Below are 15,348 nucleotides of genomic sequence, written 5' to 3'. Positions count from 1 at the left end.
GCAGCCATAACAGAAATTACTTAGCAAGCGTGTTCACCCTAGGATGGCTACCGCCGCCGCGCTGTCCACAATCGGTGCCCATGCTCTCCCCCAGCCAAGTCATCGTCCTGGCCACGCCGGTGTTCTTCATCCTCATGGCCGTCGAGTGGGCCGTCGGCATGCGGCGCGGGCGCAGCGCCTACCGGCTGGACGATGCCATCGCCTCGCTGAACCTGGGCGTGCTGAGCCAGACCAGCGCGGTCTTCACCAAGCTGCTGACGCTGGGCCTCTACACCTTTGTCGCCGGGCACCTGGCACTGGTGCAGGCCGACGCCTTCTGGCTCAGCCTGCCCGGCTGGCTGCTGGCCCTGGTGTTCTACGATTTCTGCTACTACTGGCTGCACCGCATGGGCCATGAGGTGGGCGTGCTGTGGGCGGCCCATGCCGTGCACCACCAGAGCCAGGACTACAACCTCTCCACCGCGCTGCGCCAGACCAGCTCGGGCGCGCTGCTGGGCTGGATCTTCTACCTGCCCATGGCCCTGGCCGGCGTGCCGCCGCTGGTGTTTGCCGTGGTCGGGCTGGTCGACCTGCTCTACCAGTTCTGGGTGCATACCGAGCAGGTGGGCCGCCTGGGCTGGTTCGACCGCTGGTTCTGCGCGCCCAGCAACCACCGCGTGCACCACGCCGTCAACGACCGCTATCTCGACAAGAACTACGGCGGCATTCTCATCGTCTGGGACCGCCTCTTCGGCACCTACAAGACCGAGGACGACGAGGAGCCCTGCGTCTACGGCACGCGCGGCCTGCTCAGGAGCTGGGACCCGCTGTGGGCCAATGTGGCGGTCTACCGCCAGCTCGCGCACGACAGCTGGCATGCGCGCCGCCTGGGCGACAAGCTGCGGGTCTGGTTCAAGCCGCCGGGCTGGCGGCCGGCCGACGTGGCCCGCCGCTTTCCCAGGCCGGCCTTCGACCTCGACGAGCACCGCGTGCGCTATGCGCCGGCCATGCCGGCCGGCCTGCGCTGGTTCTCTGCGCTGCAGTTCGCCGTGCTGGTCGCCGGTACGGCCGCCTTCCTCTGGCAGGCCGACCAGGCGCCGCTGGCCCACAACCTGCTCTGGTTCGGCGTGCTGCTCGCCAGCCAGTGGACGCTGTGCGCCGCCATGCAGGGGCGCATCAGCCCCTGGCTGGCACTGATGCTGCAAAGCGGCGCACTGGCCACGGCCACCGCGGCCCTGGGCCTGACCGGATGGCACCAGCTCTTCAAGCCGCTGGCCATGGTGTTTGCTCTTTTTTGCCTAGCAGCCAGCGCTCGCTCCTTCTTGAAATCCAATGGGAATCACGCCAAAAACCAGGTATGGATTGCGGCAGGCGCTCTGTTTTTTTCACTGGCCGGCGACGCGTTTCTCATGTTCGAGGGCTTTTTCATCCCCGGCCTGGTCAGCTTTCTGCTGGCCCACTTCTGCTACATTGCCCTGCTGCGCAGCGATGCGCCCTGGCTGGCCAGCCGCAGGGCCGTTGCCTGCATATCGCTGGTCGCCGCGGCCATGTATGCGCTGCTGTGGCTGGGCGGCCTGCCCACGGCCCTGCGCCTGCCCGTGCTGGCCTATGTGGGCGTGATCGCCACCATGGCCGCCCAGGCCTGGGGCCGGCACCGCGTGCTGCGCAACGCGGCCTCGCTGCTGGTGGCGGCGGGCGCCAGCCTGTTCATGCTCAGCGACTCGCTGCTGGCCATCAACCGCTTCGTCCAGCCCCTGCCCTGGGCTGCGGTCGGCGTGCTGGCCACCTATTACGCGGCGCAGGCCCTGATCCTGCACGGCTTTCTGAGACGGGCTGACACAATTCAGGGTTGACCCTAGGATGGCGAAACGGCGATAATCAAGGCTTCGCAATTTCAGGAGTCCCCACGTGGACAGTGCCAGTTCAACCAGTGATTCAACGCAGGCCGCAATGGCTGCGCTGCTGGCCGACTGACAGACTCCCCCTGGATCGGGAGCCGTCGTCGACCGCCCCGCATCCCTTGCCCCGCGACCTTCGCATCTTGCTGTTTTCCTTGTCTGCGCCCGAGCTGTCCTGCCGTGCGCAGCACAGGTAGCACCTGAAAACCCGCAAGCTCTGCCCGTCACTGAGATTTTTCGCGCCGCAGTCCGTTCCCGCTTCGAGCGAGCCGAGCCGTGACCGCGCGAGAACGCTTGTGCAGCGCTGCCGCCTGGCCCGCTCCCTTCAACAGGCATTAGCCGCCGAGGAGAACGCCATGAGCCACCGCCTGACCCATTCTCTGCGCCAGCTGCGTCCCCTGCGCCTGCTGCTGTGTGCCCCGTCCAGCCATGCGGGCCGCGCGGGCGGCACATCCCACCCGCCAGAGGCCGCGGCAACGGTTCCGCAGGCCCTGGAGCAGACGCGCGAACTCGATGCCCGCACCAGCTGGCCCACGCACCGCATCCGCAGCTTTCTGAGCACGCAAGGCCGCTTCGTTCGCTGAACGGCTTCACCGCCGTCCCGCGCTTCATCCACTTTTCTTGCAAGGAACACGTATGGATCCCGACCCGAGTCGATCTTGCGGCGCGCCCCCGGCGGCGCGCAACCGCAAGCCTGTTGGCGTGCGTGTTGGCCTGAAGGCAGCGCGCACAGACTGGAACCCCGCCCCGGGGTTGCGCGCCTGATGCCGTAGCAGCGGCGGGCGGCTCCCCGGGCCATCCCCGAAGGAGTATGCCCATGCAACGCCTCGCCTGGCTGCGTGTGCTCAAGCGCAGCCGCCCCGAATCTTTCCTCTCTGTCGACTCCCGCCACCATGGCCTCACGCATGCCGTGAGTTCGGCGCTGGCCGAGCGCCGCGCCGATGTGCTGCGCCACCTGGCCGACCGCCACGCCACCCCGCTGATGGCCGGCGCCATGGCCCAACTCAGCACGCGCCAGCGCGCCGATGCCCTGTCCCTGCTGACCCGCGAGCAGCGCAGCCGCATCTGCGAACAGCTGCGCGCCGAGGCACGGCGCCCCTGGCTGGCACGGCTGCCGTGGGCACGTTCCGGCACCTCCGCCAAGGCCCTGCACTGAGGGAGGCAGCCATGCAAATCCTCAAGAACCTGTTCCGGGCGTTTCTGCGCAGCCACCGCCTGGCGGGCCTGTTCGGCCGCCGCCCCATGCCGGCTGCCGGCCCGTCCACGGCCCTCGCCGTGCCGCCGGCGCTGGTGCAGGCACTGCAGTCCGCGGCCTGCAGTCCGGCACAGGCGCTGCTGCAGCAGTTGCAGACGTCGGCCCAGGGCCTGGGCCCCGGGCAGGCCCGCGAGCGCCTGGACCGCCACGGCCCCAACGAGGTGGCGCATGAAAAGCCGCTGCCCGCCTGGCTGCACCTGTGGCACTGCTACCGCAACCCCTTCAATCTGCTGCTGACGCTGCTGGCCGTGGTCTCCTACGCCACCGAGGACGAGAAGGCCACCATCGTCATCGCCAGCATGGTGCTGCTGTCCACGCTGCTGCGCTTCGTGCAGGAGGGCAGGTCCCGGCATGCCGCCGCGCGCCTGCAGGCCCTGGTCGGCAACCGCGTCACCGTGCGGCGCAAGGCCGGGGACGATGCCGCTGCGCCGCCTCCCGGTTTCCGCGACAGCGGCTACGGCCATGACGCCTCGCTGTCCGAGCTGCCCATGCGCGAACTCGTGCCAGGTGACCTCGTGGCCCTGTCGGCCGGCGACATGATCCCGGCCGACTGCCGCGTGCTGTCCGCCAAGGACCTGTTCGTGAGCCAGGCGGCCATGACCGGCGAATCGCTGCCCGTGGAAAAGGACGGCCGCACGCGCGCCGCCCTGGCGCCGGGCCAGCTGCTGGAAGCCGGCAATCTGCTGTTCATGGGCACCAACGTGGTTTCGGGTTCGGCCATGGCCGTGGTGGTCGCCACGGGCAACCAGACCTATTTCGGCACGCTGGCCGCCCGCATCACCCACCAGGACCGCACGGCCACGGCCTTCGAGAAAGGCGTGAACAGCGTCAGCTGGCTGCTGATCCGCTTCGCGGCCGTGATGGTGCCCGTGGTGCTGTTCATCAACGGCTACACCAAGGGCGACTGGGGCGAGGCCTTTCTGTTCGCGCTGTCGGTGGCCGTGGGACTGACGCCCGAGATGCTGCCCATGATCGTGACCTCCACGCTGGCCAAGGGCGCCGTGGTGCTCGCGCGCCAGAAGGTGGTGGTCAAGCGCCTGGATGCCATCCAGAACTTCGGCGCCATGGACGTGCTGTGCACCGACAAGACCGGCACGCTGACGCAGGACCGCATCGCGCTGGAGCGCCATACCGACGTGCAGGGTCGCCCCAGCGACGAGGTGCTGCAGTTCGCCTACCTCAACAGCTACTACCAGACCGGGCTCAAGAACCTGCTGGACCGCGCCGTGCTCGAGCATGTGGAGCTGCGCACGCGGCTGCACATCAACGAGGACTACCGCAAGGTCGACGAGATTCCGTTCGACTTCCAGCGCCGGCGCATGTCCGTGGTGGTGGCCGAACGCAACCATCACCACGAGCTGATCTGCAAGGGCGCGGTCGAGGAAATCCTGCAGGTCTGCACGCATATCCGGGACAGCGGGCGCGATGGCGACGCGGTGCTGCCGCTCACGCCGCAGCGCCGCGAGCAGGTGCGCACCGTCACCGAAGGCCTCAACAGCGAAGGCCTGCGCGTGGTGGCCGTAGCCATGAAGGAGGTGCCGCCCGACAGGGACAGCTACGGCATCGCCGACGAGGCCGGCCTGACACTGATCGGCTACGTGGCCTTCCTCGATCCACCCAAGGAGTCCACGCAGGCAGCGATTGCCGCGCTGCTCCAGCACGGCGTGGCGGTCAAGGTGCTCACGGGCGACAACGAGCGGGTGGCGCGCAAGGTTTGCCGCGACGTGGGGCTGCAAGTGGACCAGGCCGTGGTCGGCAGCGACATCGAGGCCATGGACGAGCAGCAGCTGCGCCGCACCGTGCAAACGCATGTGCTGTTCGCGCGCCTGACGCCGCTGCACAAGGAGCGCATCGTGCACGCGCTGCGCGCCAATGGCCACATCACGGGCTTCATGGGCGACGGCATCAACGACGCGCCCGCGCTGCGCGCCGCCGACATCGGCATCAGCGTGGACAGCGCCGTGGACATCGCGCGCGAGGCGGCCGACATCATCCTGCTGGAGAAAAGCCTCATGGTGCTGGAGCAGGGCGTGGTCGAAGGACGCCGCACCTTCAGCAACATGCTCAAGTACATCCGCATGACGGCCAGCTCCAACTTCGGCAACGTGTTCTCGGTGCTGATCGCCTCGGCCTTCATCCCGTTTCTGCCCATGCTGCCCATGCAGCTGCTGGTGCAGAACCTGCTGTACGACATTTCGCAGATCGCCATTCCGTTCGACAACGTGGACGAAGAGCAGGTGGCGCGGCCGCTGCGCTGGAATCCGCAGGACCTGGGCCGCTTCATGGTCTTCTTCGGCCCCATCAGCTCGCTGTTCGACGTGCTCACCTTCGCGCTGATGTGGTTTGTGTTCCAGGCCGATACGGCGGGGCGGCAGACGCTGTTCCAGTCGGGCTGGTTTGTGGTGGGACTGCTCACGCAGACGCTGATCGTGCACATGATCCGCACGCCCAGGATTCCCTTCCTGCAAAGCCGCGCCTCATGGCCCCTGCTGGCCACCACGGCAGCCATCATGGCCATCGGCATCTTCCTGCCCATGGGCCCGCTGGCCGGACACTTCAAGCTGCAGGCATTGCCGCCCAGCTACTTTCCCTGGCTGATCGTCATATTGCTGGCCTATGCTGTGCTGACCACGCTGCTCAAGCGCTTGTACATCCGAAAATATGGGTGGTGACCCTTCGGGCCGAACCGCGTCTTCCCGAGCCTGGGACGGCTCTTTGCCGACCGTCCCCGGCTTCACAGACCTGGGTAGAGTTCAACCGACAAAAACAACCAGAACTGCATGCAATCCCTACAGAACTTCCATCTGCTGGCCACGCTGAACACGGTGCTGTGCCTCCTCGTGGCCTTTGTCTGTGGCAGCATCATCGGCCTGGAGCGCCAGATACGCCAGCGTACGGCGGGCCTGCGCACCAACACCCTGGTGGCCGTGGGCGCGGCCGTGTTCGTGGACCTGGCCATGCGTGTCTCGGGCGCGGATGGCGCCACGCGCGTGATCTCCTATGTGGTCTCCGGCGTGGGCTTTCTCGGCGCCGGCGCCATCATGAAGGAGGGTGCCAACATCACGGGGCTGAACACCGCCGCCACACTGTGGGGCTCGGCGGCCGTGGGCGCCTGCGCGGGCGCGGGCCTGCTGCCCGAGGCCGGCATCGCCACGCTGTTCGTGCTGGCCAGCAACACCTTGCTGCGCCCCGTGGTCAACTACATCAACCGCCATCCGGTGGCCGAGCATGCCAGCGAGGCCACCTACTATGTGTACGTGATCTGCCAGCAGGCCGCCCAGGCCGATGTGCGCGAGGGCATGCAGGAGCTGCTGGAAGCGGCCAACTACCCGGTGCGCACGGTGGAAAAGCACGAAATCCACCCGCACAACACCGAAATCGAGGCCGAGCTGTTCGCCACGGCCGTGCATGCCGAGGAACTGGACCAGGTGGTCACGCAGATCGAGGCGCTGCCCGGCGTGCTGCAGGCGTTCTGGAGCGCCGGGCCGCAGAGCAATTGACCTCCTGAGCCGCTGCGCGGCTTCCCCCAGGGGGACGACGGCCTTTGCTGCGCGGCGGCGGGGCCGCCTAGCCCTTGCTCGGCGTCTCTCGCTTGGGTCGCGCCAGTTTTATGCCGGATCGTCTCCGGGGACGGGCAGGCCCAGGTGGCGGTAGGCGGCCTGGGTGGCCATGCGGCCGCGCGGCGTGCGCTGCAGAAATCCCTGCTGGATCAGATAGGGCTCGATCACGTCCTCGATGGTGCCCGACTCCTCGCCGATGCTGGCCGCGATGTTGTCCAGGCCCACGGGGCCGCCGTCGAAGCGGTGCACCACGGCTTCGAGCAGCTTGCGGTCCATGATGTCGAAGCCCTGCGGGTCCACATCCAGCATGGCCAGGGCCTTGTCGGCCAGTTCGCGCGTGATGCGGCCGTCGCCCTTGACGTCGGCATAGTCGCGCACGCGGCGCAGCAGGCGGTTGGCGATGCGCGGCGTGCCGCGCGAGCGGCGCGCGATCTCGAAGCAGCCTTCGTCGTCAATCGGCGCACCCAGCAGGCCGGCGCTGCGGCGCACGATGCGTGCGAGTTCCTCGGAGGTATAGAACTCCAGCCGCGCCACGATGCCGAAGCGGTCGCGCAGCGGATTGGTCAGCATGCCGGCGCGCGTGGTGGCACCCACCAGCGTGAAGGGCTGCAGGTCGAGCTTGATGGAGCGCGCGGCCGGCCCCTCGCCGATCATGATGTCGATCTGGTAGTCCTCCAGCGCCGGATAGAGGATTTCCTCGACCACGGGCGAGAGGCGGTGGATCTCGTCGATGAAGAGCACGTCGTTGGGCTCGAGGTTGGTCAGCAGCGCCGCCAGGTCCTTGGGCTTTTCCAGCACCGGGCCGCTGGTCTGGCGCAGGTTCACGCCCAGTTCGGCCGCAATGATGTGGCTCAATGTGGTCTTGCCCAGGCCCGGCGGGCCGAACAGCAGCACATGGTCCAGCGCCTCGCTGCGCTTGCGGGCCGCGCCAATGAAGATTTCCAGCTGTTCGCGGGCCTTGGCCTGGCCCACGTATTCGTCGAGCAGCTTGGGGCGCAGGGCACGCTCCAGCGCCTCCTCGCCCGTCGAGGCCGGCCCGGCCGACACCATGCGCGGCGCGGCGCCTGCGGCGCCGCCCGGAGGCTCGCGCAAGGGCTTGGCAGGGGAAGGGCTGGCGGCGAAGTCGTCCACATGAATCGTCATGTCCCAGATTGTGCCGTGCCGCACGGCCATGCCCCGGGGCCGGCCACCATATCCCCCACGGGCTCAAATTGCCATCGCCGCCGGACATGCGGCAAGCGCACAATGGAAGCCCTTCGCACTGCCAGAATCCGCCATGCCTGCACACGTTCCACTCCGGCCCGCTGCCCTGCTGCTGGCCGCCCTGCTCTCGCTGTCGGCCCAGGCCACGCTCAAGCCGGGAGAAAGCGCCCCCCTGTTCCATACCGAGGCCGCCGTGGCCGGCAAGGCCTTCGCGTTCGACATGGCCGCAGCCCTGAAGAAGGGACCGGTGGTGCTGTACTTCTTCCCCAAGGCCTTCACCCAGGGCTGCACGCTCGAAGCCCATGCGTTTGCCGAGGCCACGCCGCGCTTTGCGGCCATGGGCGCCACCGTGGTGGGCATGTCGCACGACGACATCGCCACGCTCAAGCGCTTTTCCACCGAAGCCTGCCGCGACCAGTTCGCCGTGGCGTCGGACCCCGGGGCCGCCACCATCAAGGCCTATGACGCGGCCGCCGCGGCCAATCCCGAGCGGGCCGACCGCATTTCCTATGTGATCGGCCAGGACGGCAAGGTCAAGTTCGTGCACGTGGGCTCCGACCCACTGGAGCATGTGGAGCGGACCCAGGCAGCAGTCAAGCAGCTCACGGGCAAATAAAAAGGCCTGTAAAAAAGGCCTGTACGCTTGCTCGCTTCGGGTGGCTGCCGGCCTACCCAGAGGTCCTTGGTGCCGCGGATCAGCCGGCGGCCCATAGGAAAGCCCCGGTTGCCTGGCTCCCGGGGCTGCCCTGCAACAGGTGGCGGTTACTGGGCCAGCCAGTCCTTGAGACGGTTGCCGAATGCGTGGTCGAACCGGCCATAGGCGTCTATGCCGCCGGTCGCCGTGCAGGCGCTGCTGCCGCCCGACAGCGTGCCGACCACGCGTCCGCCGATGAACAGGGCCGAGCCGCTGCTACCGCCCTCGGTCGTGCCCTTGCTCCAGCCCACGGCCAGGAAATCGCTTTGCGCATTGCCCGCACTGCAGGAAATGCCGCCGCCGCTCAGGGAGCAATTGCTGTAGCGCTGGATCTGGCCCTCGCTGTATTTGAGCCAGTCGCCCTGCGGATGGTGCAGCGCATAGATGGGGACATTGACCGTGGCCGTGCCGCGCGCATCCCAGCCGGCCAGCGTCACCCCGGCCGGCGGTGTTTCGTTGAGCCGCAGCAGCGTGGTGTCCGTCACCGAGGTGGCATACAGCAGCGTGGCGCCTTGCTGGCGCGTTGACGCCAGGGGGCTGGGGGCAAAGCTGTTACAGCTGGCCGAACGGAAGAACCAGTCCGTGCGCAGCGAAGTGGCCGAGGACTGCGTCGAGATGCAATGGTTGGCCGTCAGGAAATACGGCGCATAGTCGACCTTGGTGTTGTTCAGCAACGTGCCGGTGCAGTAGTAGTAGCGGCTGTCCGGGCCTATGAAAGTCATGCGCGCCACGGCATTGCGCTCGGTGGCGTACTGGTCCGCGCAGCTCGCATCCAGTTCGCACGAACCCGCATCCCCGACGCTCTTGACCGCGTAGGTCTCGCGCAGATCGGCGTCGGTCGGCAGCGCGAGATTGACATAGGCATGCGCGAGCGCCGGGATGGCAAACCGCAGCTGCGCGGCGGAAACGCCGGCCGGCAGGCCGATTTCCAGCGTCACCTCCTCGGCGCCGAGATCGGGCGACCACCAGGTACCGGCGGCCTGGGTATTGCCGTCGGCCGCGCGGTTGCGGGCGAGAGCCTCGTTGATGGCCTGGCCCGTGGTCTGGTAGCCGGACTTGCTGCCGTCCTGGCGGTACAGGCGGACCTGTGCGGCATCGGGCAGGCTGTCGATCACCAGGCCCAGGCGCACGCCATAGGCGCCGGTCGAGGTGATGCTGAGAGCGGCGACCTGCCCGCCCTCGGGAGACGGGGACCAATGCAGGATCCGGGCCATGTCCTCCACCGTCTGCGTGGCCGGCAGCGCTCTCGGCACGCCGATCTGCGTGGGCGTGCCAGGTGCAGCCACCGCCGCCTGCTTGGCCTCATTCCATGGCGGCAGCACCAGCGTGGCGGCCGGCGGGCGTACGGCAGCCGCCGGGGCCACCGCGCTCTTGGCGGCCGAGGCGGGCAGCACCACGGAATCGAGTACATAGGCCTTGGGCGGATTGGACGGCGGGCTGCTGCTGTTGACGCCGTCGGAGCCGCCGCCGCAGGCAGCCACCAGCAGGGCTGCCGCCACCCCCATGCACCCGAGGCCGACAAGCCTGCGTTGAGTCCATCGATCCATATTGCATCCTCCGTTCAAAATCCACAGCGGCCAGGCCAGGGCCCGCGCCTTTTATTTGGTCAGCGCCTTCAGCGCCAGCTTGATGCCTTCGCTCACGCCCACGTCGGGCGGCAGCTTCTTGAGCGCGGCCGAGGCTTCCTTGTCCGAATAGCCCAGCGCCATCAGCGCCTGCAGGATGTCATTCTGGTCGTTGTTGTGGGCAAACAGCGACTGCGCACCCGTATCGGCGCCGATCTTGCCCTTGAGCTCCAGCAACAGGCGCTCGGCGGTCTTCTTGCCGATGCCCGGCACCTTGACCAGGCGGCCGGCCTCCTGCTGGGACACGGCATCGGCCAGATCGTCCACGCTCATGCCGCTGAGCACGGCCAGCGCCATGCGCGGGCCGATGCCGGTGATCTTGATGAGCTCGCGGAAAGTCTGGCGCTCACGCGCCGTGCCGAAGCCGAACAGCAGCTGCGCGTCCTCGCGCACCACGAAGTGCGTCAGCAGGGCCACCTTGCTGCCCGTGGCGGGCAGGTTGTAGAAGGTGCTCATGGGCACCTGCACCTCGTAGCCCACGCCGCCGCAGTCCACCAGCACCTCAGGCGGGTTTTTTTCCAGCAAGGTCCCTGTCAATTTGCCTATCATTGAAATCCTTTGCCGCCAATTGGCGAATTCTTCGGCGGCTTTTTCATCGCCGGGCCACCCCAAGACGAGAAGCGCCCCCGCATGCTTGGATACGGAGGCGGCGGCTGCGCACAGCAAGCCAGGCGGGGGCCAATCTTCATTGGAATTATCCGCGTGATCCTGCGCCACACATTCACACCCCACAACAATACGCGCCTGTCCCATCTGTGCGGCCCGGCGGATGCGCACCTGCGCACCATCGAGATCGCCATGGGCGTCAAGATCGCCCACCGCCACGAGCAGTTCAAGATCGACGGCCCCAAGGCCAAAGCCAATGATGCGCTGGAGCTGCTGCAGGCCCTGTACGAGATGGCCGACGATGCGATCGCCGAGGATACGCTGCAGCTGATGCTGGCCGGCGACACCGACCTGATCGAGGCCCCCCTGGACACGCCCCAGCTGTCCACGCGCCGCGCCGACCTGCGCGCGCGCACGCCCAACCAGGTGCAGTACCTGGAAAGCATTGCCGTCCACGACATCACCTTCGGCATCGGCCCCGCAGGCACGGGCAAGACCTATCTGGCCGTGGCCTGCGCCGTGGATGCGCTGGAGCGCAGCAATGTGCAGCGCATCGTGCTCACCCGCCCGGCCGTGGAGGCCGGCGAGCGCCTGGGCTTTCTGCCGGGCGACCTGACGCAGAAGGTGGACCCCTATCTGCGGCCGCTGTACGACGCGCTCTACGACCTCATGGGCTACGACCGCGTGCAGAAGGCCTTCGAGCGCAATGTGCTGGAGATCGCGCCGCTGGCCTTCATGCGCGGACGCACGCTCAACAATGCCTTCGTGATCCTCGACGAAGCCCAGAACACCACGCCCGAGCAGATGAAGATGTTCCTCACGCGCATAGGCTTCGGCTCCCGGGCCGTGGTCACGGGCGACGTGAGCCAGATCGACCTGCCCAAGGGAATGCCCAGCGGCCTCATCGACGCCGAGCGCGTGCTGCGTCGCGTCAAGGGCATCGCCATCAACCACTTCACCAGCGCCGACGTGGTGCGCCACCCGCTGGTGGCCCGCATCGTGGACGCCTACGATGCGCGCGGCCGCGTCTCCGAAGGCACCTCGGCGCCCAGGCACCGCACGCGCACGGCCCGGCCCCTGCCTTCCGCGGAAGAACTCTGAGCCCTGCGCACGGCTTGCGCAAATCGGGCCGAAGCGGGAAGCTCGCTTCCTGGCGGCGCCCTGGAGCACACTGCCGACGCAGGCCTTTACTCCCAATTTCATAGCTTACTGCGCTTGCCGGACAAGCGCCACAAGCCAAAATGACCCTGAACCAGCTGCAACTGTCCCTGCAATTTGCCCGCTTCCCCGAAGCAGGCGCCCACCGCGCCGTGCTGTCCCGCAGCAAGGTCACGCGCTGGATCCGCCACGCGCTGGCCGTGGATGCCGAAATCACGGTGCGCATCGTCGATGCCGAGGAAGGCCGGAGCCTGAACCGCGAGTACCGCCACAAGGACTACGCGACCAATGTGCTGACCTTCGACTACCAGCAGGACCCCACCGTGATGGCCGACCTGGTGCTGTGCGCACCCGTGGTCGAGCGCGAGGCCAGGGAGCAGAACAAATCGCTCGAAGAGCACTACGCCCATCTGCTGGTGCACGGCACCCTGCACGCCCAGGGCTGGGACCACGAGACCAGCGAGGAGGATGCCGAGGAAATGGAAGCCTACGAGACCGAAATCATGCAGGAGCTCGGCTTCCAGGACCCCTACGCCAAATAGGCGGCGGATTCCGGCCATGACCCTGTCCCACTGGCGTCGCGCCCTGGCCTGGCTGCTGGCCTGGGCCCTGGTGGCTGCCGTGGGCGCGGGCTGGCTTGCCCATGCGCGGCTGCTGGCACTGGAGGATGCGTTCGTCACGGATGCACGCATCGTGCACCGGCTGCTGAGCCAGCGCGCGGTGCAGCACGATGCGGTGATGGCCATGCTGCCGCTGCTGCAGCCACCCGCCGAAGGCCAGGGCAGCAGCATTGCCATGCCGCTGCCGCGACTGCCCGCGGCCTATCCCCAGATCGCCCAGGTGCTGCGCCGCCTGCCGGGCAGTGCCTGGCCTGCAGACCTGCCCGCGGCCCTGGGCTCCGCGCTGGATGCGGCCGAGGCACGCTCACGCCACAGCGGCCATGCCGAACTGGCCCAGGCCGACCTGCCCCGGGGCCGGGCGTGGCTGGCGCTCGCAGGCCCGGCGGACCAGGCGGCCGACCACGCCCTGCTGCTGGACCTGCATGCCACCATCCCCTGGGACGAATGGCCCATGGACGCGCAGACCAGTCCGGTGCGCGTACGGCTTCAATACCAGGGCCAGGCCTTTGGCGTGCAGGCGGGACGGCGCCTCGCGCATGGCTGGCACTACGGCTTCCACAAGCTGCTGGCTTCGCAGAGCCAGCCGTTCGACGTGGTGCTCGAACGCGACGTGGGCTGGAGCGAGCTGCCCTGGGGGCCCATGCTGGCCTGGGCAGCGGCCAGCGCCGCAGCACTGGCCGCTCTGCGCGCCCTGCTGCGCCAGCGCGTGGCCGCGCGCCGTGCCGAGGAGCTGCTGCGGCTGGGCCAGGTGGCCCGGCTCAACCAGCTGGGCGAGCTGGCCGCCGGCATGGCGCACGAACTCAACCAGCCACTGACCGCACTGCTGGCCAGCACCCAGGCCGCACAGCGCCTGCTGGACGAGGAGGAGCCGGACCTGGATACCGCGCGCCATGCCATGGGCCAGGCCGTGGCCCAGGCACGGCGCGCCAGCGCCGTCGTGGGGCGGCTGCGCCGCGTGGTGGAGCGGCCCGATCTCTCGGGTCAGGCCCAGGCCCTGGCCCTGCCCGCCGCCGTGCACGATGCCCTGCACCTGCTGGAGCCCGAGCTGCGCCGCCGCGGCATTGCCGTGCAGGTGGATGCGCCCGCCGACCTTCCGGCCGTGCGCGCCGAACCCGTGGCGCTGCAGCAGATCATCCACAACCTGGTGATGAACGCGCTGCAGGCCATGGAACAGTCCGAGGCGGGCCAGCGCCGCCTGCGGCTGGCCCTGGTCCAGCAGGGCAGCCGGGTGCTGCTGAGCGTGCGCGACACCGGCCCCGGCGTGGCGCCCGAGGCGCGCGCGCGCCTGTTCACCCCGTTCTACACCACGCGCCCGGGCGGCCTGGGGCTGGGCCTGTCGCTGTCGGAAAGCCTGGCCCAGGCCATGGGCGGCGAACTTTCGCTGGCGCCGCCCGCTGCCGCAGACGGGGCGGGCGCCGAATTCCACCTGCTGCTGCCGCTGGCCCACCAGCCATGAACGCACCATGACCTCTTCCCTCTCGCCCCTGATCCACCTGGTGGACGACGATGCCGCCGTGCGCGACAGCCTGGCGCTGCTCATAGGCACGGTGGGCCTGCGCGTGCAGGCCTGGGCCGATCCGCAGGACTTTCTCGCGCAATTCGAGCGCAGCGACGTGGGCGCCATCGTGCTGGACGTGCGCATGCCCGGCACCAGCGGGCTGGCGGTGCTGGACATGCTGGCCGCGCAAGGGGTGGACCAGCCCGTGATCATGCTCACGGGCCACGGCACGGTGGAGATGTGCCGCCGCGCCTTCAAGGCCGGCGCAGCGGAATTCCTCGAAAAACCCGTGGATGACGAGCTGCTCATCGAAGCGCTGCAGGCCGCCGTGCGCCAGCATGTGCGCTCGCGCGAGCGCCACCAGGCCGACCGGCAGGCGCGCGAGCGCTATGCCCAGCTCTCGGGCCGCGAGCGCGAGGTGCTGGGCCTGATCGTGGAAGGGCTCACCAACAAGGAGATCGGCCGCGCGCTGGCGCTTTCGCCGCGCACGGTGGAGACCCACCGCGCCAACCTGTTCGCCAAGCTGGAGGCCGACTCGCTGGCCCAGCTCATCCGGCGCTACGCGGCCCTGGTCGAGGACACCGCTCCGTAGTTCTACGGAGCGGTGCGCGTAGCCGGCCGCATTGGCGCCGGCGCGGCGCTTTTCTACAGTTGCGTTCATACCCATCCACCCGGAGAAAACGCATGAAACGCACCCTGACTCTCGCCGCACTGACCCTGGCCGCCCTGGCCGCAGGCACCGCCAACGCCCAGGCCGTGCGCACGGAAAAGAACATGTCGCTGGAGCTGGCCAACCAGATCGCCGCCCAGACCGTGGCCGCCTGCACCGCCAACGGCTATGCCGTGACCGCCACCGTGGTGGACCGCGCAGGTGGCGTGCGCGCCGTGCAGCGTGCCGACAACGCCGGCCCCCATACCGTGGAAGCCAGCTTCCGGAAGGCCTTCACCTCGGCATCGGCCAAGGCGCCAACGCTTGCCATCATGGAAAACGCCCAGAAGAACGCCGGCGCGGCCAACCTGACCGACATCCCCGGCTTCCTGCTGCTGGGCGGCGGCGTGCCCGTGAAGGCGGGCAACGAAGTGATCGGCGCCGTGGGCGTGGCCGGTGCACCCGGCGGCCACCTGGACGACCAGTGCGGCCAGGCCGCCCTGGCCAAGGTGCAGGACCTGCTGAAGTAAAACGACCTGCGCAAATTGGGTCCAAGCAAGAGCTTCGCCTCAAGGCAACAGCCTTGGGGCGACCTTTTTTGCG

The 15,348-nt window shown here is 68.4% G+C and carries 14 protein-coding genes; 11 read left to right on the top strand and 3 right to left on the bottom strand.

What is annotated here, in order from left to right:
- Nucleotides 1-80: 80 nt before the first annotated feature.
- The 5 genes from Cte04_RS09620 to Cte04_RS09600 all read left to right on the top strand — a co-directional run bounded on the left by Cte04_RS09620 (nt 81) and on the right by Cte04_RS09600 (nt 6,632).
- Nucleotides 81-1,832, top strand: coding sequence for a lysoplasmalogenase family protein (locus Cte04_RS09620; RefSeq protein ID WP_066475871.1), 1,752 nt, complete (start codon nt 81-83; stop codon nt 1,830-1,832).
- A 401-nt stretch (nt 1,833-2,233) separates the two neighbouring features.
- Nucleotides 2,234-2,461: a hypothetical protein gene (locus tag Cte04_RS09615; RefSeq protein WP_066475870.1), complete on the top strand. Its 228-nt coding sequence runs from the start codon at nt 2,234-2,236 to the stop codon at nt 2,459-2,461.
- A 233-nt stretch (nt 2,462-2,694) separates the two neighbouring features.
- Complete coding sequence (locus Cte04_RS09610; RefSeq protein ID WP_066476211.1) at nt 2,695-3,033, top strand: hypothetical protein; 339 nt, start codon at nt 2,695-2,697, stop codon at nt 3,031-3,033.
- Between the two features lie 11 nt (nt 3,034-3,044).
- The gene (gene mgtA, locus Cte04_RS09605; RefSeq protein WP_066475868.1) at nt 3,045-5,804 is read left to right on the top strand and encodes a magnesium-translocating P-type ATPase; all 2,760 of its coding nucleotides are present in this window, start codon (nt 3,045-3,047) and stop codon (nt 5,802-5,804) included.
- Nucleotides 5,805-5,912: 108 nt separating this feature from the next.
- Nucleotides 5,913-6,632 carry an MgtC/SapB family protein gene (locus Cte04_RS09600; RefSeq protein WP_066475866.1) on the top strand — a complete coding sequence of 240 codons (720 nt, stop codon included), beginning with the start codon at nt 5,913-5,915 and terminating at the stop codon, nt 6,630-6,632.
- A 108-nt stretch (nt 6,633-6,740) separates the two neighbouring features.
- Here the strand turns inward: Cte04_RS09600 and ruvB are convergent, their stop codons facing one another.
- Entirely contained in the window at nt 6,741-7,835 is a 1,095-nt protein-coding gene (gene ruvB / locus Cte04_RS09595; RefSeq protein WP_157081913.1) for a Holliday junction branch migration DNA helicase RuvB, read from the bottom strand.
- A gap of 133 nt (nt 7,836-7,968) precedes the next feature.
- On the opposite strand from ruvB, the gene Cte04_RS09590 reads away from it, so the two are divergent.
- Nucleotides 7,969-8,511 carry a peroxiredoxin gene (locus tag Cte04_RS09590; RefSeq protein ID WP_066475865.1) on the top strand — a complete coding sequence of 181 codons (543 nt, stop codon included), beginning with the start codon at nt 7,969-7,971 and terminating at the stop codon, nt 8,509-8,511.
- Nucleotides 8,512-8,657: 146 nt separating this feature from the next.
- Here Cte04_RS09590 and Cte04_RS09585 read toward each other — a convergent pair whose 3' ends face one another.
- Nucleotides 8,658-10,136 carry a trypsin-like serine peptidase gene (locus Cte04_RS09585; RefSeq protein WP_083526586.1) on the bottom strand — a complete coding sequence of 493 codons (1,479 nt, stop codon included), beginning with the start codon at nt 10,134-10,136 and terminating at the stop codon, nt 8,658-8,660.
- A 51-nt stretch (nt 10,137-10,187) separates the two neighbouring features.
- Complete coding sequence (gene ruvA / locus Cte04_RS09580; protein ID WP_066475861.1) at nt 10,188-10,763, bottom strand: Holliday junction branch migration protein RuvA; 576 nt, start codon at nt 10,761-10,763, stop codon at nt 10,188-10,190.
- 153 nt (nt 10,764-10,916) lie between these two features.
- Between ruvA and Cte04_RS09575 the strand changes: the two genes are divergently transcribed.
- The 5 genes from Cte04_RS09575 to Cte04_RS09555 all read left to right on the top strand — a co-directional run bounded on the left by Cte04_RS09575 (nt 10,917) and on the right by Cte04_RS09555 (nt 15,275).
- Nucleotides 10,917-11,921 (top strand): PhoH family protein, encoded by a 1,005-nt coding sequence (locus tag Cte04_RS09575; RefSeq protein ID WP_066475859.1) that lies wholly within the window; start codon nt 10,917-10,919, stop codon nt 11,919-11,921.
- Nucleotides 11,922-12,061: 140 nt separating this feature from the next.
- Nucleotides 12,062-12,520 carry an rRNA maturation RNase YbeY gene (gene ybeY / locus Cte04_RS09570; RefSeq protein ID WP_066475857.1) on the top strand — a complete coding sequence of 153 codons (459 nt, stop codon included), beginning with the start codon at nt 12,062-12,064 and terminating at the stop codon, nt 12,518-12,520.
- Between the two features lie 16 nt (nt 12,521-12,536).
- A complete protein-coding gene (locus Cte04_RS09565) occupies nt 12,537-14,054 on the top strand; it encodes a sensor histidine kinase (protein WP_066475856.1) in 1,518 nt (505 codons plus the stop codon).
- 7 nt (nt 14,055-14,061) lie between these two features.
- Nucleotides 14,062-14,688 carry a response regulator transcription factor gene (locus Cte04_RS09560; RefSeq protein WP_066475855.1) on the top strand — a complete coding sequence of 209 codons (627 nt, stop codon included), beginning with the start codon at nt 14,062-14,064 and terminating at the stop codon, nt 14,686-14,688.
- A gap of 92 nt (nt 14,689-14,780) precedes the next feature.
- Entirely contained in the window at nt 14,781-15,275 is a 495-nt protein-coding gene (locus Cte04_RS09555) for a GlcG/HbpS family heme-binding protein (RefSeq protein ID WP_066475852.1), read from the top strand.
- Nucleotides 15,276-15,348 lie beyond the last annotated feature (73 nt).

This window comes from Comamonas terrae, assembly GCF_001544075.1.
Lineage (GTDB): Bacteria > Pseudomonadota > Gammaproteobacteria > Burkholderiales > Burkholderiaceae_C > Comamonas > Comamonas terrae.
The sequence above is the reverse complement of the archived record's forward strand: the minus strand, read 5'-3'. Positions and strand labels throughout refer to the sequence as shown.